This window comes from Megasphaera micronuciformis F0359, assembly GCF_000165735.1.
Lineage (GTDB): Bacteria > Bacillota > Negativicutes > Veillonellales > Megasphaeraceae > Megasphaera > Megasphaera micronuciformis.
This window is the reverse complement of record NZ_GL538208.1, coordinates 53269-70099: the sequence shown is the minus strand read 5'-3', so window position 1 is coordinate 70099 and position 16831 is coordinate 53269. Positions and strand designations below refer to the sequence as shown.

Genomic DNA, 16831 nt, shown 5'->3' with positions numbered 1-16831 from the left:
TTTTTATTGACAACTTTTTTCATAATTGATATATTGATATCGACAGATGATATGGTTTGCGGAGGTAGGGCATGAATATCGATACACTCTTAATTCATCACTGTGCACCGACATTGGCGGGTCTTAAACCCGGTGCTCTTCTCTGTTTCCACCGCCAGGGAACCGTAGATGAATTTAAAAATACGGTTGATAAATATAATCATAAATTCAACAAAAAAGGATTATATTTTCGCATTTTATTCACCTGCCCGACTCGAACGCTGTTATACGTATATCGTCCGAAAATGATCTGTGAATACGTGCGTCGCAAATGCAACCTTTGTTTCTTACGACAATTCGGATATAGTGACAGTATGACATTGACCGATATGTTGAACAAATTGAAAGAACGTTTTTCCGAGACGGGTTGTTTTCCCCACGAGTCAGGGATTTTCCTCGGTTATCCTGTTGAAGATGTTTACGGATTTATTCGCAATAGCGGCAACCATGCCAAACTGTGCGGTGAATGGAAGGTATACGGCGATGCTCAAAAAGCGGCCGAAATCTTCGAAACGTATACACGCTGTCGTCAAGACTATATCAACAGATTCTCTGTTGGCATAAAATTAGAAGAGCTTATAGTAGCTTAAGGAGGAGTTCATTATGGTAACAATCGTTTATTGGAGCGGCACAGGCAACACGGAAGCAATGGCTAACGAAATCGAAGCAGCAGCAAAGGGTGCCGGTGCTGAAGTTGAAAAAATGTTATTTGACGATACAACCGTCGACGCCGTCGCAGGTAAAGACGTTATTCTCCTCGGTTGCCCCGCAATGGGCGGCGAAGAATTGGAAGAAACGGTAGTTGAACCGTTCTTTGCAGAATTAGCCGGCAAATTAAGCGGCAAAAAAGTCGGTCTCTTCGGCTCTTACGGCTGGGGTACCGGTGACTGGATGGAAACTTGGAAACAGCGCGTAATTGATGCCGGTGCAAACTTAATCGGTACAGCTATTGTTAACGAAACGCCGAATGATTCCGAAGAATGCAAGGCTCTCGGCGAAGCTGCTGCCAAAGCATAAGATTTAAAATCCGATTCATATTTCATGAAACTCCATTAAGAAGGGCGCTTCCGCAAAGCGCCCTTCTTTATTTATGTAACCTCTTCGTATCATCAGACAGCATAATAAAACCGCCTCTGCAAGTCTCATCTTACAGAAGCGGTATATATATTTCTTTATTCTTCAATCATTTGAGATTCCGATGCCATACGCATACGCAGTTGCATGGCTTCATCTTCCTGTTGAGCTTTTAAAGACGGATCCTTGTCCGTACCCACAAGGCGTCCGTAAAAGAGAAAGTAGCACACAAGCGCTACAAGAGCAATAACAGCCGTCGTCGAAAACATTCCTGTAAAGCCGACGGTTTCCTTCCAAGCTCCCAAGATATAAGGCCCGACACCAAGGCCCAGGTCAAGAGCGATAAAATAAGTCGATGTAGCCACGCCGATGCGATGAACGGGAACCATTTTAATGACAACGGCCTGACCGTTAGACATGTATGTACCGTAACCCAATCCGACAAATACGGCCGATAAAAGGACCATCCATGAAGCCGTAGCCTGACTGAGAAGTACGATACCGATAGCTAAACATACATAGCTGGGATACATAACACAATTTTCGCCGTGACGATCGAATACGATACCGAGGACGGGCCTAGTCAGCGTAATGACGATAGCATAAACTACGAAGAACAAGGTACCTGCTTCAACGAGATTTACTTCACGGGTATAAGAGGCCATGAAGCCCAAAATGCCGGAGTAGGACAGGCCCACGAGAATAGACACAAGAGAAATAGAGTTAACTCGCGGTTCCAGAAAATCGGAAATACGCGTGCCCTTTTCTTCTTCTACGACTTCGGCACTGAATGTAGGTTCTTCAAACTTCAACAAGAACGCTCCGATAATACACAAAATAACAAGAGCTACACAGAAAGCGACGATAAAGGTAAAGTTTGTAATCGACAGCATTAAAATTCCCAAGAAAGGACCGATAGCTGCTGCCAAGCTGAGGCTCAAACCGTAGTAGTTAATGCCTTCACCTCGACGAGTCTTCGGAATAACCGTAGCCACAATCGTACTGGTTGCCGTCGATGTAACACCGTAGGCAAAACCGTTTACAAAGCGGATAGTATCCAAGACGAGCAAATTCGGTATATAAAAATACAGAATCGTAGAAATAAGATAAATGAACAGACCGCCGTACAAGACTCGTCGGCATCCTAAGGTACCGACAAAACGGCCGGCAAAGATACGAGCTACGACAGTACCGATAATATAAATACCTACCGCCAATCCGGCCTCACTGGCTGAAGCATGTAATTCATCTTTAGCTACGACAGCAATGATAACCATCAATAAGTAGTAAATCAAAAATACCAGCAAATTAATAACCGTATCCAGTACAAACGGAACAGTCCATAAGGTTTCCTTTTTCTCGCCCATCATCTTATACTCCCTTTTCGATATTAGCTTAAAGAATTAATAAAGACGATTATAATTCCGTCACCATATCATGTATAGACAATAAAACGAATGGCGCCATCAAAATAATTAATGACGCCATTCGTTTTACTGAAAACTTTTCTTTTGTAAGTAATCGGAAAATACATCGATATAGGGCTGTTTAACATGATCCTTTTTGTGTACTAAATAAAGAGGCAACTTCAGACCCTGTCGTAAATCTTTACACTTTCTGCGAATTCCCGTTGATTCAGCCAACCGTTCAGATAAGAGAAATCCGGCTCGATTCCGCCTGCAATAATCAATCATGGCATAGGGATTGGACAATTGAATTTCTTCCCTGGCGTGTCGACCTGCAAAGTACTCGTGAAAAGCAGTCTCCATAAAATATTTCGGAGGATACCTTAATAAAGGCAAGTCCAAAATTTCTTCTCTATCCACCGGATCGGATGAATTCAATTTCGGTCCGAAATATACATATCGATCGGCACCGACGGGAACGACTCCGTACGCTTCCCACTTCGTCATATCCGTAATATAGACAAAGGCTACATCTACTCGTTCAGCATATAAATCCGATATGATTTCTTCTTCTTCCATGTCGTACACGTTCACAACAAAGTCGGGATGATGTTTCTTAAAGTATGCAATATGGGTATTCATGACTACATCACCCATACTGCGCATAACGGCCACATGAAGCTCGGGGCGACGACTGTCATACATGGTTTGCGTACTTACAACGGCTTGTTCCAAGGCACTCAAAATCCTTGTCGCCTCTTTGTAAAAGATTTCTCCCTCTGCCGTAAGGGAACTCCCCTTATTGTCCCGACGAATAAGAGGCACGCCGACAATGATCTCCAGCTTTTTAATTTGTGCACTGAACGCCGACTGTGTTACGTTAGCTTCTTTGGCTGCCAAGGTGAAATTCCCCAAGCGCCCGTAAATGACAAAACTCCTTAAAGTCTGAATATTCGGTAATTCCATAGTATATATACCCACTCCAACATATACTCTTATAAATAATATATGCCGATTATACCAAGACCTGTTATTTTAAACAATAAATCCCTTTTGGGTCGTGTAAAACAATAACCCCTATGTTAAAATAACTATAATAAGGGTATTATTTTTAAGCGAGGTACTCATGATATCTATAGACTTTTCATCACTAACAATTTATTCTCCTTTTACAGGTGAACTGCATCCTATCGATGACACCCCCGACGAAGTCTTCTCTTCTAAAGTTACAGGCGACGGGTTTTGCGTTTTTCCCTCAAAAGGAGAGGTAACAGCGCCTACAAGCGGTACGATTACCTATGTTTTCGATACAAACCACGCACTGGTACTACACGATACTAACGGAGTAGAATACTTACTGCACATAGGTATCGACACAATTCGCTTAGGCGGCCGCGGATTTACGATTCATGTTGCAGAGGGAGATACGGTAACTCGCGGCGACACACTTCTTACCTTTGACCGCGAATTGCTTCATTGCGAAGGATATTCCGACGTCTGTGTCTGTGCCTTCACGGACCTTGATGATACAGTAGAAGTTGCCCCTGTTACAGTGCGTGACGTAAACGCTACAGACCCGGCCGTTCAAATCGTATACAGGAAGGACTGCGAATAATGAAGAAAAAGGACCTGCTTCTCATCGGTATCCTACTTCTTTTATCACTTTTACCTACGCTTTACTTTTTCGCCGACGGCACACTATCACGGGCCGGTCGCACATATGCCGTTATACACGTAGACGGAAAGGAATATAAAACCGTACCGTTGGATACTCACCGCGGTACAACCTTGATTACCGTTAAAACCTCGGCGGGGTACAATACCATAGCCGTGCAAGATGAATCAATCGGTGTCGTCGAAGCCGACTGTGCCGACCACATTTGTATAGACGAGGGCTTTATTTCACGACCCGGACAAACGGTAGTTTGCTTGCCCCACAAGGTGCTCATCGAAGTCCGTTCCGATGACGGCGATGAGCCGGATATCATCCGTGCTCGTTAGAGGTGCTTATGAACAGAACATTTAAATCCGTTATTATCGGAATCTTTATAGCTCAATCCTTAGTGCTGTATTTAATTGAAGGCCTACTGCCCGTACCCTTTATCGCTCCCGGAGCCAAACTGGGGCTCTCTAACCTGATTACGGTCATCGCCCTATATACATTTCCGAGAAAAAGAGATACGGCCTATATCCTTTTAGGCCGTATCATTCTCTCAACGGCTTTTGCCGGCGGCATAAATGCTTTTTTATACAGCATTGCCGGTGCAGTTTTCAGCTTTGCCGCTATGACCTTCTTAAAAAAGACGAACAGATTTACCCTCATAGGCGTCAGCGCGGCCGGCGGCATTTTACACAATTGGGGGCAGATGGCCATTGCCTGCCTCATTGTAGAAAATGCCAAGGTACTCCTGTATTTACCGCTCCTGTCCGTAGCCGGTGCCGGCACGGGTATTCTTATCGGTATTACGGCTCACTTTACCTTGAACCGACTGAAACGGTTGCCTGTATACGCGCGCATGAAAAATGCGGGAGCCTAAATACTCCTTATCTGAATATAAAAAAGGATAGATACCCGTCAGGGCATCTATCCTTTTTTGTTCTCCCCTTCTATTTCGCTTCCAAGTATTTTTTCAAGTCTTCATCAAATAAGATTGTATCTTCATCCGTCACCAGTCCGGGCACGCCTACATACCCTCCGGCTCTTCGCGAATCAAATTCAGGCCGCGTATCGCGCAGATGTAAAAACTCCTTAAGCTCCGGCATAGACCCTGTAATATTGACGACAGGAATATTCAAACCTTTCTCTTTAATAAGTTCCAACACAGGCGGGCATTCAGGGCATAAATGGCTGACATACAGTTTCATGTTAATTCCTCCTGACGAGATTATTTAAACGGCAAGATATTGCAGACAACGGCTGCATAATACAGGGGATAAAAAACAAATATATAAAAAAGGTTCGTTCCGATAAAGGCCGCCATGGACAGATTGACATTCAAATTATATAGTCGCACGGCTATTAGAGCGTTGATAGCACACGGTGCGGCCATAGCGATAATCATCGTTCCCGTCAAGACAGGGTCTTCAAAGAAGAAGAGACTGACTCCGTAAAGAATGAGCGGTGTTACCACTACTTTTACGGGAATGAGTTCGGCCGTCTTTTTAAAATATGCCGGTAAGGCGGCAAAATCAATCATATACCCGATAGGAACCAGACTGGCCCAGGCACTGAAGTGAATGAGAAAATGAAAGGCGTCGCCCATAAGTGCCGGCCGTTGAATTCCGTTTGAATAAAGAATTGCCCCTACAACCATACCGACAACGGCTAACTGATTTTTATTAATGAATACATTCTTCCAAGGAATATCTCGTATAGACGAGCCGGCTCCACCTTCTACTCCATATTTATAATAACTTCCCATGGGAAAAAGCACAAAAAACATGACCAGATTCTGAAATACGGCCATGAGTTGAATGTATGCAAAAGAAGTTTCACCGTATAAAATATAGCCGCAAAGGCCTCCTAAGGATCCTACGTTGGACGGAATGGCCGTAATTAAATAGCTGCCTCTTTCCTGTACATTCGTAAAACGCTGATCAAACCTGCCTACTTTTACAATAAGCCACGGTACAATGACATTAAAATACGCAAAAAAAGGCAGGGCCATCAATTCTTTACGTAGTGGTAACGTCCAAAAGCTCAAAAGAGCCAAGGCCGTCATGACGACGATAATATTAAAACGAATGAGGCCGTTACAAAAACCGGATGATACAACACTGCGTTTTTTCAAACAATAACCGACACCGATGGGCATAATAATATCGAAAAAAATGTACGCAATGCGAAACAGTTCGCCTTCCCCCATAACTCTCCTTCTTTCATTTTTATATACGTTACTTATTATAACACAGCCACCGTCTCTCTGTGCCGTATTGTTCCTGTGGTATAATGAGAATGATAAAAGGAGGTGTTTTTTTGAAACGATTGTATGCATCGGCACTCATAGGTTTATTCGTAATTTCGATTTTTTCCGGTTGCGGCACGGAAACAAAAGTTGCCGAAAAAGAACCGGCTCAAACAAAAATACACGAACGCAGTCCTGAAGCGGCACGACTGATTCAAGAGGGCGGCGAGGCCTACGGTCGCTTCAACTATGACCGAGCCGTCGACCTGTATTCACAAGCGCTCGCCATAGACGAAAACGACTATACCGCACTATCCGGCGCCGGCATCGCCCTGGCCATGCGCGGCAATGCGACAGGCTCACAAAGTGATATTCAAGAAGGCATCCGAAAGATAGAAAAAGCCTTGACCGTAAACCCCGACGATACGGCTTCTTTTTACAATCTGGCACTGGCTTACAAAATTGCAGGCCGCACGGATGAAGCCGTTACCTGGTTTCAAAAGGTCATAGACAAGGACCCGCAAAATACATGGAGTTATTACGGCATTGCCTCTATTTACGGTGACCGCGGCAATGCCGAAAAAGCGGTTGAATACTTGCAAAAAGCCATGAATACGGACGAGGAGAACGTTCGCAATGCCGCCGCATCACAAAGCCACTTTGATGCTGTTCGCAACGATTCTCGGTTTCGCAAGCTAATTTATAAGGAGTGATTTCATATGAATGAACGCACAGACGGAAAACACACAGCTTATGACATTAAAGGACCTCTTGTGGCCAAACAGTTTACAAAACGTAATTTCGAAGCTACCTACTGTCCTACCAAAGAAGAGGCCTTAGCCAAAGCACTCTCTTATATTCCTTCGGACCACGTCGTCTCCTGGGGCGGTTCCGTATCGATCAATGAAATCGGCTTGAGACCCTACGTATTGGAGCACAATCCGGTCATCGACCGGGATACGGCCAAATCTCCGCAAGAAAGAGTTGAACTGATGCGCAAGGCACTTCTTTGTGATACTTATATTATGGGAACAAACGCGGCTACGGAAGACGGCCAACTCGTTAATATAGATGGAAACGGCAATCGCGTAGCCGCTCTGACCTTCGGTCCGAAACAGGTCATTGTCATCGTCGGTATGAACAAGGTAATGCCCGACGTGGAAGCAGCTTTCCACCGCTCCCGTTCCACAGCGGCACCTGTTAACGTACGCCGCTTTCCCGGCACGAAAACTCCCTGCTACACTACGGGCATGTGTCGGCACTGCGTATCGGAACAAACAATTTGTTGTCACCTTGTACGCACGCGGGTCTGTCGACCTGCCGGACGCATCAAAGTCATTCTTGTAGGTGAAGACTTAGGTTACTAGGTTTTCTACCGTAAGTAAGACAAAACCGGTACCTTACGGTATCGGTTTTTGTATTGTATAAATCCGGCCTCACCTATACACTAACAGCTATACATTTAAGGTTGATTCACAAAGTTTAATAATCTCTGTTTCAAGGAGTGCTTCATGAACTACTCGCATTTTCAAAATCCGGCCCGTATGGGTCTCTGTATATCTTTAACGGTCATTATGTCCTACATACTGGCCATTCACACAACCTTTATTCATCTCACCTTCGGCTTTATTCCCACGGCAATTTTCGCTATTCTCTACGGTCCTGTCGCCGCCGGAATCATGGCAGCTATTGCTTGTTTTATCGGCATGCTGCTCTTCGGGCAAGGCGTCTTCTTTCCGGGCTTTATGGTCTCCGAGTTTCTCGTAGGCTATATATACGGTTACTTTTTATATAAAAAGGATGTTACGTGGCAACGACTTCTTTTGCCGGAAGCCCTCATTACGGTCTTCGTTCACTTAGGTCTCAACACGCTTTGGCTGACATTGTTCTACGGTAAAGCGGCAAGTGCCATCTTAACAGGACGAATTGTTAAAAATCTCATTTGCTTTCCCTTGGAGATTTTTTTAATTCTCCTCGTCTATAAAGCCGTTTATTCTATCCTGAAGCGGGAAACTTTATAACTGCATGACAGCCTGTATCTTTTATTCCCATCCGCTTACAAGCACGTTCAAAACATGACGTCAAGCCTCCTCCAACACGAGGTCTGTACCCCCCAACACAAAGACACAGGTATCGTTCATGAACGATACCTGTGTCTTTGTGTTCCTATATATCCGCTTCCGCAATTTCACAAATCATGTGAATTATCATAATGTGCATTTCCTGAATACGTGCCGTAACTTGCGAAGGCACGGCCAGGCAAAGATCCGACTCCTTTGCCAATATGCCGCCATTTTCACCGGTCAGGGCGATGACGTAAATCCCCTTTTCTTTAGCTGTTTTTACCGCCTTTACTACATTGGCGCTATTGCCCGACGTGGAAATGGCAATGAGAACATCTCCTTCTTGTCCCAGGCCTTCTACTTGACGTGAAAAAACGCAATCAAAACCGTAATCATTACCGACGGCTGTCAAGAGGGACGTATCTACTGTAAGTGCCAACGCCGGTAGAGATTGTCGCTCTTTTACGAAACGACCGACAAACTCCGCCGCCATGTGTTGTGAATCGGCAGCACTACCGCCGTTACCGCAAATGAGGATCTTACGTCCCTTTTCCAAAGCCGTGCGCACCCTAAGTCCCGCCGACGCTACTTCAGGCATGATTTTTTTCATATCCTGTACGACTTTAAAATGATTTTCAAGACGCTGTCCTGCCAACAATTCGGCAGCCTGTATTTGAGTAGCCATAAGCGTACCTCCTTAGGTCTTATAAGTCTTCAAGAAAGGAAACGGCCCCCGTATGGGGATTAATGACACAACCGCAAACATTTACATAAGCGGGAAGATAAGGACATTCTTTCAGCTTTCGGACACTTTGAGCCGTCGAGTCTTCGACGCACTCAATCGAATCGGCCCAAGTTTCTATATACGGACGCAACTCTTTTATGGCCGTTTCATCAATACCCGCCTCGGCCATTTTAGCGCACAGCGATTCGCCTGTCGTCGCCAGCATCCCGCAACCTTCGTGACCGACAACCAGAACCGTATGAGCCTTCAATTCATAAACGGCTACGAGCAGACTGCCCAGAACACTGTCAAATCCGTCACTTACAGTATTCCCCGCCACCTTAATAATTTTGGCATCCCCTCGTTCAAGGCCCAAGGCCGGTTCTAAAAAATTGACGAGGCGCGTATCCATGCAGGTCAATATAACCAGATTCCGTTTAGGGTACTTATCGACTACTGCCAAGCCTTCTTTGGCGGATTTTTGTAGAAAGGCTTCATTGGCAGCCTTTAATTCTTTTATAATGGGCTTTAAGGTCTCATTTGTCATTATACATCTTCCTTTTTCATTATAACTTTCACCGGCAATATCGTGCAAGGCACACCGGCTTACAAGCCTACAGCTAGAAAACCCGTATATAAGGAAACCGCATCTGCACACAGTGGCAGATGCGGCCGATATACTGGTGCGCCCAAGAGGATTCGAACCTCCGGCACGCGGTTTAGGAAACCGCTGCTCTATCCACCTGAGCTATGGGCGCATATACACTTATGATGCTTTCTTATGATACCATGTTCTATCGGCGTAAGCAATTCCGAAGAGACCGTCTCCGTATGATATAATAAATCCGAATATACGAGGGGAGAGATTCGTTCATGATTGATTTACATACTATTGCAACAGAACAGCGTAATACGGCGACAACAGCCATTGATACCCTATCTACACAAGACTTGGTCGCTTTGATTAATCATGCTGACAAAGAGGTTCCGCTGGCCGTCGAAAAAATTCTACCCGCTTTGGCAACGGCCGTCGATGAAACGGCAAGTCGTATACGCCAAGGCGGACGACTTTTTTACGTCGGCGCCGGTACTTCAGGACGACTCGGGATTTTGGATGCCGCCGAATGTCCCCCCACATACAATACAGACCCGCAAACCGTACAAGCCCTCATCGCCGGCGGAGAGTCTGCCGTTTTTACGGCTAAAGAAGGTGCCGAAGATTCGGAATCTGCAGGCGCCCGCGACTTGTCTTCTAAAGAACTTTCACCCGTTGATACCGTTGTCGGCCTCAGTGCATCGGGCCGCACCCCCTATGCCCTCGGAGCCTTACGCTATGCCGCTTCTTGCGGTGCCTATACCATCTGCATCACCTCTTCTCCCGCATCACCGTTGGCTGCCGTCGCGAACCTTGAACTTTGTGCCGTAACCGGACCTGAAGTCATTACGGGATCTACCCGCATGAAAGCCGGTTCGGCACAAAAGATGATCCTAAATATTTTGTCGACAGGGGTCATGATTCGATTAGGCAAGGTATACGGCAACTTAATGGTCGATGTCAAAGCCACTAATGAAAAATTGCGGGAACGGGCCAAGCACATTGTCGTCGATGCGACCGGTTGTACAATTAAAGAAGCCGAAACAGCATTGAATGCGGCGGCAGGCAAGGCCAAAACAGCCATCGTCATGCTTTTATTACATGTAACGGCAGAACAGGCAAACGCACGACTTGAACAAGCAGACGGCTATATACGTCACACCTTGGATGGAGGCAACCATGACTTATAAGGAAACGGCACGGCAAATATACGATATTATAGGTCCGGCAAACAATATTATTAACCCTTACCACTGTATGACACGCCTTCGCTTCACGGTAGCTAAAGAGGACTTTACAAAAGAGGCTTTAGAGGCCTTGGAAGACGTAAAAGGTGTACACATTTCCGGTGCGGAATGGCAAGTTATCCTGGGGCCCGGCAAAGCTTCTAAGGTAACGGAAGCCCTTGAAGAAATTATAAAAAATGAAGAAATGACGATCGCTTCGTCGCCTTCTCCAATTACGGGCGGAGACGATTTACATACGCGAATTCGCAAAAAAAATGCGACTCCTTTTAAAGAAGGTTTGCGAAAAATTTCCCGCATTTTCACCCCCCTCATTCCCGCCTTTATTGCTTGCGGTTTATTGACAGGTATTTTGAACGGCATAGCCAAGGTTGACCCGAATCTGGCCGTTACGGCCTGGTTCCAACTGGCCTCCGTCGCCGGTAATACAGCCTTTTGGGGATTAAACATCTTCGTAGGCCTGTCGGCCTCCAAGGAGTTTGAAGGCACCCCGATAATCGGCGGTATCCTGGCAGCCTTTATGATGCATCCGGCGCTGTCTAAGATCATGCTTTTCGATGCACCCCTGACGCCCGGCCGCGGCGGTATTATTGCCGTCATCTTAATCTGCTTTATAGCCGCCAAGACGGAAAAGAAGTTACACCATTTGATTCCTGATATGTTTGATCTGTTTTTAACCCCTCTGATGACCTTTCTTATAGCTTCCGCCCTGGCCATTCTTATTTGTCAACCTGTAGGCGGATTTATTTCCGAAACCATAGGAATTTTGGCGACAACGGCTATAGATAAAGGTGGCGCTTTGACCGGCTTCGTCTTAGCAGGTACTTTTTTACCCCTCGTCCTCTTGGGCGTTCATCAAGGCCTGACTCCCATCCACGCCGAATTATTGTCTCGCTATGGCGTTACGGTTCTCTTACCCATTCTCGCCATGGCCGGTGCCGGACAAGTAGGTGCATCCATTGCCGTTTACACAAAAACGAAGAATAATCATTTAAAAAAGACGATTGCTTCCGCCTTGCCCGTAGGTGTCCTCGGTATCGGCGAACCGCTGATTTACGGAGTAACCCTACCTTTGGGAAAACCGTTCATCTGTGCTTGTCTGGGTGGAGCCTGTGGCGGTGCCGTTATCGCCTTCTTCGGAATCGGAGCTGCGGCCTTCGGTATATCCGGTCTACCTTTAGCCGCAGCTACGACGCGGCCGTTGTACTATTTGTTGGGACTGATTACAGCCTATACCGTCGGATTTTTTTTAACGTATATAATAGGGTTTGCAGATCCGCAAGAATCTTGCGAGGAGGTATAGTATGACCATCGGAATTTCCGTATATCCAGGCTTGGATAGTCGCAAATCGTTAGAAGAATCAGTGGCCCTTGCTATAAAAGAGAATTTAAAGTACCTTTTTTTATCACTCCATATCCCCGAGGCAGATCAAACAACCTTTTCCGAAGATCTGGAGTACGTCTTATCTCTAAGTCGAAAAAATCACATAAACGTTATCGCCGATATGACTCCTGAAACGAAAAAATTATTCGGAAAGAAAGTAAGTTGTTTTCATAAAGCGGGTATTAGCATCCTTCGCCTCGACGACGGCTTTTTACCCCATGAAATTGCCGACCTGTCTTATGACTCCGACCTGGCCTTAAACGCTTCTACCTTGTCATACAACGATTTGGACGCTCTTTGCAGTGCCGGCTGTGATTTTTCGCGCATTACAGGTCTACACAACTTTTACCCGAGACCTTATACAGGCCTCGGTCCTCGTGACTTATATCATAAAAATGAATTATTTCACCACTATCGTATAGCAACAGGAGCTTTTGTCGCTGCCGCAAATCACGGACGAGGTCCCTTGCATTGCGGCCTACCTACATTAGAGACTACGCGTAATACGGATATTTATAAAGCTACTCGACTCTTACGTCTCTTAGGCACTGATGAGGTATTCATCGGCGACTCTCGTGCTACACAAAAAGACATTCAGGCCCTTAAGAGCGGCGCCTATGAATCGACGGACTGCATTAGGCTCCCCATTGTTCCACAAGGAGACAAGTCCTTAGTGGAAAAAATCGTCAACATTCCCTTCCTGTCCCGCCCTGACCGGGCCTGCAACGTCATTCGTGTCAACCGTATTCGTACGAATGTATTTAAAGACATATCCGTCCCTATAAATTCCGACACAACGGTACGGCGTCGCGGTGATATTACTGTCGACACCGGCGCTTACGGTCGTTATAACGGTGAAATACAAGTCATTACGACAGATTTGCCGGCAGATTCGAAAACACGCCTCGTTGCCCGTATAAAAGAAGAGGACACATGGCTTCTGGACGGTATTACGGAAAACCAGTCCTTTATGCTCGTCTGCAAGGATATGGGGTCATAAGTTCTTACATTTCAGCGTATACACAAAAACTCACGAGAAAAAATTTCTCGTGAGTTTTTCACACAGCCCTTATTCTCCGTGACGCTTTAAATGATATCGTGTCGAGTGCTTAATAAATAACGGCACAAAACACACCTCAACAAGATGCAAAAGCACGTAAGCAAGAACTACGAAAGGCATGACGGCGACCATCGGCTCCAACCAAGTTCCCTTCCCTTCAGGCGTATGCAAAAGTTGCGTAACGAAGGGTAAGTACGTTTTGAAAATAAAACGGTTGGTTGTTATATTGCCGAATAGAAAGTACACTCCGGGCGTTAAAATGGCAAGAATTCCGACGAGGCGAACCTGCCCAACCACTTCGTGCAACACCTGCACCTGTATGATTTTAGGTAAGGTTGCCATGTAAGGCGTACATGCCGACCACTTTCGCAAGAGCCGTGCCTCGCCTTCATGGAAGCGCCGTTCACCCCGTGCTTTAATCCGATTACAACGAAAATACAAAAAGAAGCAAAAAATCGCCAATACCAGGGTGCCGGCGGTCACAAAGGGCAGATACGGCATAGGCAACTCTTCCCCGTGCAGCTCATATAAAAGAGAGGCTAACAACAAAAATACAACATAGGAAACACACCCTACCCAAGCAGTTACGGTAACAGCTACGGCATATCGTTCACGACGTTTTTTATAAGCAAGTAACATAGAGCAGCATCCTTACTGAAAAGATTTATCTATAAACTTCCCTTTTATTATACATAAACTTATTTTTTTCTGAAACACAATGGCCCGAATTTTACAAAAAAGCTCTGTTTCCATAAGGAAACAGAGCTTTTACGGTTACTCTCTTAAGCGTCTTTTCGATAAATTTTCTGCACGCCTCGATTAGAAAGGTAGCAGGAAAAGAGGCAAACAACAACGCCTACCATAATCAGGTAGAACCCGCTGTTCCAACCCCAATGGTCGACGACAAAACCGAAAAGAGTCGTGCCCATGGAGCTGCCGACAATATAACTCATAAAACCGCGTAAGCCGACAGCCGAACCGAGTGCAAAGCTGGGAATAACTTCCATGGCCTGAACGGCAACCATAGATTGAGGCACATAAATAAGGCACCCCGTAATAGTAGCAAAGACCGTAATAGCCGCAATAGATGTAGACGACATATAGCCGAACACGCAAGCAAAAATAACAACAAGACAATAAATAGGCAGCATCATGACACGGCCTTTAAAATACTTATCGACGAGCCAGCCGGCTAACAAAGTAGACGGAATGGCTGCCCATTCAAAGAGCATGAAAGCAAAGCCCATTTCTCCGCGAGTCAATCCTTTTTCGGTCAATAAGTACAACGGAATCCACGTAATCATTCCGAAACGAACCATATACGTGAAAATATCGATAAGTACCAAATACCAGGAATTGGCATTTTTAAAGACATATTCATAGAAGATTTTAAAGGCCGACATATCTTTCGGCTTTTCGTCCGAATTCTTCATGACCTTCGTATTGACCGATTCTTCATGAAAGACTTCTTCAACAGGCGGGAACCCTTCTTCTACAGGGCGTTTCTTAACCAAATAAAGAACTAAAAGGACGCACACCAAAGCAGCCATTGCCGGCACGAGATAAGCGGCGATTCGCCAATGTTCCGTACCGATATAGCTGAGAGCCGCACCGACTAAGGGTGAAACAAGACCGCCTCCCAGGTTATGCGATACATTCCACGTCGTGCTGGCACGTCCCCGTTCGGATCGGGGGAACCAATGTCCAACCGTAATAATAGAAGGCCCGACCCCCATACCTTGGAAAAGACCGAGGCTGACGACGAGAAGTACGAAAAGATAGAAGCTGGTCGTGAATCCCATGGCGATATTAACAAGAATACAAAGAATAAGACCCAGTGCCATAAAATATTTCGGATTCGACTTATCGGCAAGCATGCTCATAAAACCCTTGCTGAGACCGTACGTAATGAGCATACAACTGGTAAGTAAACCGATTTCACTCTTACTTAATCCGAGTTCACCCATCAGATAAGGCGTAGAAAAAATAAAATTGTTACGTACAATATAGTACGCTGCATAACCGATAAAAATCCCGCACAAGGACTGAAATTTGAATCGGTTGAACTGTTTGACCAGTTCCGCATTTACTTGCGCTGACATAATTGTCCCTCCATTTTCCGTTTCATAAGTTTTTGCTGCTGAACATGAATCGGCAGATAAATGATAAAATGACAAAAACCTATCAAACAAGCTTATATATTACGCTTGGATATTATCATATATATATAAATTAGGCAATCTCATTTTCTTATCATTTCACACAATGCTGATACTTCTTATCATTCTTGTCAAAAAATATAAAGAGACGCTTCACTGGAAGCGTCTCTTTATATTCGGCCGTAAAAAGCGTCATCATAAGAATCGTAAAATTTCATATTGTAAGCTAATGCAAAAGATAATTCTCCTACAGGCAAAGATATATCCGTCGCCGCCCAATCGCCGTTAGGATCGAGATACCGCCAAGCATCTGTCAAACTGAGATCCACATACATCCGCTTTAATTCATAATTATAAAAGAAGCGAAAAGTCCTGACTCCGTTAATATCCGTCCCTCCTCGATCCGCATCAGGCACGGTGACAACATTAACGGCAATAATATATTGCGGAGGATCATATTTTTGTACGTTTAATGAACTGCGATCCAAATACCAGGCTGTTTCCTTATAGGCATCGCAGAGAATATAGTTCCTGTCCTCATTCAAATATACAGGATATGATTCCGCTCCGGCTATCATGACTCCGCCTATAACCAGCCACAAAAATAAGCCCATGCTTATGAATAGTCTTTTCATATTTGTGCCCGCCTCCACCTTCTAATTACACAAAAACATCGGTATCGACAGTTTGATGACTTTATGGCATTTTATCACGTGTCCCGCGAAGCCGCAAGTTTTACCTCTTTTTTTAGATTTTTATAGCCAAATCGCCAAAGTATGCTATAATAAAAATCGTAAAAACTACTTATCCAGTATAAATATAAGGAGGCTTTTCACATGGCCATTACCAGAGATACGAACATTATTGAAGCAGTTCAGAAATATCCGCAAATCATTGAAATTTTCCAAGACTACGGTCTGGGTTGCGTCGGTTGTATGGCATCTCATTTTGAAACAATCGGTGAAGGGGCCGGAGCTCACGGAATCGACGTAGACGCTTTAATTGCCGACTTGAATGATTGTATTTCGGAAGGATAGATAGTACCAAAGATATAAAAAATGCAGGTGTACATGCGTACACCTGCATTTTTTATATCTAATACTTTGACAGTTATACTCACAGCTGTTATAGTACCTCAAAAGCAACAAACACAGACTGATTTATTCGCTCTGAAAGTA

At 45.0% G+C, this 16831-nt stretch carries 21 protein-coding genes and 1 tRNA gene; 12 read left to right on the top strand and 10 right to left on the bottom strand.

Features of this window, described 5'->3' with window-relative positions; translation table 11 throughout:
• Nucleotides 1-71 precede the first annotated feature (71 nt).
• Nucleotides 72-629 (top strand): DUF3793 family protein, encoded by a 558-nt coding sequence (locus tag HMPREF9429_RS04070; protein WP_006941877.1) that lies wholly within the window; start codon nucleotides 72-74, stop codon nucleotides 627-629.
• A gap of 13 nt (nucleotides 630-642) precedes the next feature.
• Nucleotides 643-1056, top strand: coding sequence for a flavodoxin (locus HMPREF9429_RS04065; RefSeq protein WP_006941876.1), 414 nt, complete (start codon nucleotides 643-645; stop codon nucleotides 1054-1056).
• A gap of 155 nt (nucleotides 1057-1211) precedes the next feature.
• On the opposite strand, the gene HMPREF9429_RS04060 is transcribed toward HMPREF9429_RS04065, so the two are convergent.
• Together HMPREF9429_RS04060 and HMPREF9429_RS04055 are read right to left on the bottom strand one after the other, a co-directional pair.
• Nucleotides 1212-2480 carry an MFS transporter gene (locus HMPREF9429_RS04060; RefSeq protein WP_040773767.1) on the bottom strand — a complete coding sequence of 423 codons (1269 nt, stop codon included), beginning with the start codon at nucleotides 2478-2480 and terminating at the stop codon, nucleotides 1212-1214.
• Nucleotides 2481-2606: 126 nt separating this feature from the next.
• Nucleotides 2607-3485: a LysR family transcriptional regulator gene (locus HMPREF9429_RS04055; protein ID WP_006941874.1), complete on the bottom strand. Its 879-nt coding sequence runs from the start codon at nucleotides 3483-3485 to the stop codon at nucleotides 2607-2609.
• 160 nt (nucleotides 3486-3645) lie between these two features.
• Between HMPREF9429_RS04055 and HMPREF9429_RS04050 the strand changes: the two genes are divergently transcribed.
• The 3 genes from HMPREF9429_RS04050 to HMPREF9429_RS04040 are packed head-to-tail and all read left to right on the top strand — an operon-like array spanning nucleotide 3646 to nucleotide 5056.
• Nucleotides 3646-4134 carry a PTS sugar transporter subunit IIA gene (locus HMPREF9429_RS04050; RefSeq protein ID WP_006941873.1) on the top strand — a complete coding sequence of 163 codons (489 nt, stop codon included), beginning with the start codon at nucleotides 3646-3648 and terminating at the stop codon, nucleotides 4132-4134.
• Nucleotides 4134-4520 (top strand): NusG domain II-containing protein, encoded by a 387-nt coding sequence (locus tag HMPREF9429_RS04045; protein WP_006941872.1) that lies wholly within the window; start codon nucleotides 4134-4136, stop codon nucleotides 4518-4520. The genes HMPREF9429_RS04050 and HMPREF9429_RS04045 overlap by 1 nt, the downstream gene beginning before the upstream one ends.
• Before the next feature lie 8 nt (nucleotides 4521-4528).
• Nucleotides 4529-5056, top strand: a complete 528-nt coding sequence (locus HMPREF9429_RS04040; protein ID WP_006941871.1) for a Gx transporter family protein — start codon at nucleotides 4529-4531, stop codon at nucleotides 5054-5056.
• Nucleotides 5057-5126: 70 nt separating this feature from the next.
• Here HMPREF9429_RS04040 and HMPREF9429_RS04035 read toward each other — a convergent pair whose 3' ends face one another.
• Entirely contained in the window at nucleotides 5127-5384 is a 258-nt protein-coding gene (locus HMPREF9429_RS04035) for a hypothetical protein (RefSeq protein WP_006941870.1), read from the bottom strand.
• A gap of 20 nt (nucleotides 5385-5404) precedes the next feature.
• Nucleotides 5405-6385 (bottom strand): AEC family transporter, encoded by a 981-nt coding sequence (locus HMPREF9429_RS04030; protein ID WP_006941869.1) that lies wholly within the window; start codon nucleotides 6383-6385, stop codon nucleotides 5405-5407.
• A 110-nt stretch (nucleotides 6386-6495) separates the two neighbouring features.
• Here HMPREF9429_RS04030 and HMPREF9429_RS04025 point away from each other — a divergent pair, with 110 nt between their 5' ends.
• From HMPREF9429_RS04025 to HMPREF9429_RS04015, 3 genes are all read left to right on the top strand, one after another.
• On the top strand, nucleotides 6496-7137 hold the full coding sequence (locus HMPREF9429_RS04025) for a tetratricopeptide repeat protein (protein ID WP_050777765.1): 642 nt from the start codon (nucleotides 6496-6498) through the stop codon (nucleotides 7135-7137).
• A gap of 6 nt (nucleotides 7138-7143) precedes the next feature.
• Nucleotides 7144-7791: a lactate utilization protein gene (locus HMPREF9429_RS04020; protein WP_006941867.1), complete on the top strand. Its 648-nt coding sequence runs from the start codon at nucleotides 7144-7146 to the stop codon at nucleotides 7789-7791.
• Nucleotides 7792-7935: 144 nt separating this feature from the next.
• Nucleotides 7936-8445 (top strand): folate family ECF transporter S component, encoded by a 510-nt coding sequence (locus tag HMPREF9429_RS04015; RefSeq protein WP_006941866.1) that lies wholly within the window; start codon nucleotides 7936-7938, stop codon nucleotides 8443-8445.
• Between the two features lie 145 nt (nucleotides 8446-8590).
• Here HMPREF9429_RS04015 and gmhA read toward each other — a convergent pair whose 3' ends face one another.
• The 3 genes from gmhA to HMPREF9429_RS04000 all read right to left on the bottom strand — a co-directional run bounded on the left by gmhA (nucleotide 8591) and on the right by HMPREF9429_RS04000 (nucleotide 9969).
• Nucleotides 8591-9097 (bottom strand): D-sedoheptulose 7-phosphate isomerase, encoded by a 507-nt coding sequence (gene gmhA, locus HMPREF9429_RS04010; RefSeq protein WP_198005688.1) that lies wholly within the window; start codon nucleotides 9095-9097, stop codon nucleotides 8591-8593.
• Between the two features lie 94 nt (nucleotides 9098-9191).
• On the bottom strand, nucleotides 9192-9758 hold the full coding sequence (locus tag HMPREF9429_RS04005; RefSeq protein ID WP_006941864.1) for a beta-class carbonic anhydrase: 567 nt from the start codon (nucleotides 9756-9758) through the stop codon (nucleotides 9192-9194).
• Nucleotides 9759-9892: 134 nt separating this feature from the next.
• Nucleotides 9893-9969: transfer RNA gene (locus HMPREF9429_RS04000), tRNA-Arg, on the bottom strand.
• Between the two features lie 115 nt (nucleotides 9970-10084).
• Here HMPREF9429_RS04000 and murQ point away from each other — a divergent pair.
• From murQ to HMPREF9429_RS03985, 3 genes are read left to right on the top strand one after another with little or no spacing between them, the layout of a single operon-like run.
• Nucleotides 10085-10996, top strand: coding sequence for an N-acetylmuramic acid 6-phosphate etherase (murQ, locus tag HMPREF9429_RS03995; RefSeq protein ID WP_006941863.1), 912 nt, complete (start codon nucleotides 10085-10087; stop codon nucleotides 10994-10996).
• Entirely contained in the window at nucleotides 10986-12353 is a 1368-nt protein-coding gene (locus HMPREF9429_RS03990) for a PTS transporter subunit EIIC (protein ID WP_040773760.1), read from the top strand. The genes murQ and HMPREF9429_RS03990 overlap by 11 nt, the downstream gene beginning before the upstream one ends.
• 1 nt (nucleotide 12354) lies before the next feature.
• Nucleotides 12355-13434: a MupG family TIM beta-alpha barrel fold protein gene (locus tag HMPREF9429_RS03985; protein ID WP_006941860.1), complete on the top strand. Its 1080-nt coding sequence runs from the start codon at nucleotides 12355-12357 to the stop codon at nucleotides 13432-13434.
• A 69-nt stretch (nucleotides 13435-13503) separates the two neighbouring features.
• On the opposite strand, the gene HMPREF9429_RS03980 is transcribed toward HMPREF9429_RS03985, so the two are convergent.
• The 3 genes from HMPREF9429_RS03980 to HMPREF9429_RS03970 form a co-directional block, all read right to left on the bottom strand.
• On the bottom strand, nucleotides 13504-14133 hold the full coding sequence (locus HMPREF9429_RS03980) for a hypothetical protein (protein ID WP_006941858.1): 630 nt from the start codon (nucleotides 14131-14133) through the stop codon (nucleotides 13504-13506).
• Nucleotides 14134-14276: 143 nt separating this feature from the next.
• Nucleotides 14277-15596, bottom strand: coding sequence for an MFS transporter (locus HMPREF9429_RS03975; RefSeq protein WP_006941856.1), 1320 nt, complete (start codon nucleotides 15594-15596; stop codon nucleotides 14277-14279).
• Between the two features lie 227 nt (nucleotides 15597-15823).
• Nucleotides 15824-16288: a hypothetical protein gene (locus HMPREF9429_RS03970; RefSeq protein WP_006941854.1), complete on the bottom strand. Its 465-nt coding sequence runs from the start codon at nucleotides 16286-16288 to the stop codon at nucleotides 15824-15826.
• A gap of 201 nt (nucleotides 16289-16489) precedes the next feature.
• On the opposite strand from HMPREF9429_RS03970, the gene HMPREF9429_RS03965 reads away from it, so the two are divergent.
• On the top strand, nucleotides 16490-16690 hold the full coding sequence (locus tag HMPREF9429_RS03965; RefSeq protein ID WP_006941852.1) for a DUF1858 domain-containing protein: 201 nt from the start codon (nucleotides 16490-16492) through the stop codon (nucleotides 16688-16690).
• Nucleotides 16691-16831 lie beyond the last annotated feature (141 nt).

Excerpts from the sequence above, each read along its gene's own strand:
- HMPREF9429_RS04070 (WP_006941877.1), top strand. The coding sequence starts at position 72 with ATGAATATCGATACACTCTTAATTCATCACTGTGCACCGACATTGGCG.
- HMPREF9429_RS04065 (WP_006941876.1), top strand. The coding sequence starts at position 643 with ATGGTAACAATCGTTTATTGGAGCGGCACAGGCAACACGGAAGCAATG.
- HMPREF9429_RS04060 (WP_040773767.1), bottom strand. The coding sequence starts at position 2,480 with ATGGGCGAGAAAAAGGAAACCTTATGGACTGTTCCGTTTGTACTGGAT.
- HMPREF9429_RS04055 (WP_006941874.1), bottom strand. The coding sequence starts at position 3,485 with ATGGAATTACCGAATATTCAGACTTTAAGGAGTTTTGTCATTTACGGG.
- HMPREF9429_RS04050 (WP_006941873.1), top strand. The coding sequence starts at position 3,646 with ATGATATCTATAGACTTTTCATCACTAACAATTTATTCTCCTTTTACA.
- HMPREF9429_RS04045 (WP_006941872.1), top strand. The coding sequence starts at position 4,134 with ATGAAGAAAAAGGACCTGCTTCTCATCGGTATCCTACTTCTTTTATCA.
- HMPREF9429_RS04040 (WP_006941871.1), top strand. The coding sequence starts at position 4,529 with ATGAACAGAACATTTAAATCCGTTATTATCGGAATCTTTATAGCTCAA.
- HMPREF9429_RS04035 (WP_006941870.1), bottom strand. The coding sequence starts at position 5,384 with ATGAAACTGTATGTCAGCCATTTATGCCCTGAATGCCCGCCTGTGTTG.
- HMPREF9429_RS04030 (WP_006941869.1), bottom strand. The coding sequence starts at position 6,385 with ATGGGGGAAGGCGAACTGTTTCGCATTGCGTACATTTTTTTCGATATT.
- HMPREF9429_RS04020 (WP_006941867.1), top strand. The coding sequence starts at position 7,144 with ATGAATGAACGCACAGACGGAAAACACACAGCTTATGACATTAAAGGA.
- HMPREF9429_RS04015 (WP_006941866.1), top strand. The coding sequence starts at position 7,936 with ATGAACTACTCGCATTTTCAAAATCCGGCCCGTATGGGTCTCTGTATA.
- gmhA (WP_198005688.1), bottom strand. The coding sequence starts at position 9,097 with ATGAAAAAAATCATGCCTGAAGTAGCGTCGGCGGGACTTAGGGTGCGC.
- HMPREF9429_RS04005 (WP_006941864.1), bottom strand. The coding sequence starts at position 9,758 with ATGACAAATGAGACCTTAAAGCCCATTATAAAAGAATTAAAGGCTGCC.
- murQ (WP_006941863.1), top strand. The coding sequence starts at position 10,085 with ATGATTGATTTACATACTATTGCAACAGAACAGCGTAATACGGCGACA.
- HMPREF9429_RS03990 (WP_040773760.1), top strand. The coding sequence starts at position 10,986 with ATGACTTATAAGGAAACGGCACGGCAAATATACGATATTATAGGTCCG.
- HMPREF9429_RS03985 (WP_006941860.1), top strand. The coding sequence starts at position 12,355 with ATGACCATCGGAATTTCCGTATATCCAGGCTTGGATAGTCGCAAATCG.
- HMPREF9429_RS03980 (WP_006941858.1), bottom strand. The coding sequence starts at position 14,133 with ATGTTACTTGCTTATAAAAAACGTCGTGAACGATATGCCGTAGCTGTT.
- HMPREF9429_RS03975 (WP_006941856.1), bottom strand. The coding sequence starts at position 15,596 with ATGTCAGCGCAAGTAAATGCGGAACTGGTCAAACAGTTCAACCGATTC.
- HMPREF9429_RS03970 (WP_006941854.1), bottom strand. The coding sequence starts at position 16,288 with ATGAAAAGACTATTCATAAGCATGGGCTTATTTTTGTGGCTGGTTATA.
- HMPREF9429_RS03965 (WP_006941852.1), top strand. The coding sequence starts at position 16,490 with ATGGCCATTACCAGAGATACGAACATTATTGAAGCAGTTCAGAAATAT.